1 protein-coding gene and 1 pseudogene are annotated in these 1378 nt (G+C 33.7%); both read left to right on the top strand.

Features of this window, described 5'->3' with window-relative positions:
• A pseudogene (locus HMPREF3138_RS26440) lies at positions 1-492 on the top strand (hypothetical protein); the annotation flags it as partial.
• A 150-nt stretch (positions 493-642) separates the two neighbouring features.
• Positions 643-1317, top strand: coding sequence for a hypothetical protein (locus tag HMPREF3138_RS17895; protein WP_139145161.1), 675 nt, complete (start codon positions 643-645; stop codon positions 1315-1317).
• The last annotated feature ends 61 nt before the right edge of the window (positions 1318-1378 follow it).

Genomic DNA, 1378 nt, shown 5'->3' with positions numbered 1-1378 from the left:
GGATTTGATACGAAAATGATTACTGATTGGATTGTTGCCCTTTCAACCGCTGGGACTACTGCCATTGCCTATATGGCATACCGTAAGGCCCCTAACTGGTTTGAGTCAAAACACAATGAAGCTCGCTATGACCAAGCATTAAAGATAATGAGCCTACTTGATGAATCTTTTGATAAACTTCAAACTGTAAACTTCGACGTTATGACGATTACAGATAGAAGTAAATCAACTAAGCAGTGCTATGATCTCGGTACTTCTTTGCTGAAAGTTAAAGAGTTATTGAACGCTTGCCCTCGGTATAATATAATTCCTGAAAAAAAGTTAATATTGCTAATTGATGATATGCTCAATCAAGCTTCTGACTATATGGGTGTTATTGCAGGAATTAAAAACCTTACAGAACCATCAGTTCAAAATAGTCTAAATTCAATACGAGATAGGCATCAAACATTATCTAGTGCTGAACTTCGTACTCTATTCAAATTTGACTAATAGATATTCTGGACGCTCACAGTGTCCAGAGTATAGGAATTAATTTAGATGAAATGGACTAACAGAATAATAATCAGCCTAGTTGTAGCACTGCTAACCTCATTACTTGTACTTTTATTCAGTACTATCTATTATAGTTCGGAAAAGAAAATGGATTTAACGAATTTAATCTCAGCCATTGCAAATGCTATTATGGCAGTTGCTGCTGTTTATGCTGCTGTAAATGCGAAAGGATGGCTTGACGTTAAAAAGAAAGAGTCATCTTTACCTTTAATCGCAAAGTTTCACGAAGAACATATACTTTCCATCTCACCTGCAACTCAAATAATGCTAGTGGGGATCGGATATGCTTCGAATGAGTCAAGACTTTATCACAGTAAAGATGATCTTATTAAATGGCGTAAAGAGCTATTGAATGATAAAGGTATATTGCATAAAGAGAAGGTGCGTGAATATATTAATAACTCATACACTGTTTATACAAGTTTTTATATGAGAGAAGTTGCTGAACTATATAAAAGCGAATCAAAGCTGCATATTTATGGTTGGAATATCGATAACCAGAGTCTATATAATGAACTAAAAACTAAAAAAGTAGAATTCTTTGAATCAGCTTGCATTCTACTACACGACTTGGATAATTACATTTCAATAACTTTCGAAGAAGATAAAGTTTTAAAGAACAAATCAAAATTTGGTGATGACAGTATGCTTTTCGATGTTAATGTAATAGAGGATTTAAAAGAACGCGAAAAAACCTTAGAAAAACTCAATGATGAAATAATAGAAATAATTAAAAAGTTGAGATTTGATGTTTGGAAATAAGATTAGTACTGAGTTGCCCATATGTCGAATTCACCATCATAGGGCAGTTCAAATAGATCGG

Source organism: Serratia sp. HMSC15F11, from assembly GCF_001808215.1.
In the GTDB taxonomy this organism is placed as follows: Bacteria; Pseudomonadota; Gammaproteobacteria; order Enterobacterales; family Enterobacteriaceae; genus Serratia; species Serratia nevei.
The sequence above is the reverse complement of the archived record's forward strand: the minus strand, read 5'-3'. Positions and strand labels throughout refer to the sequence as shown.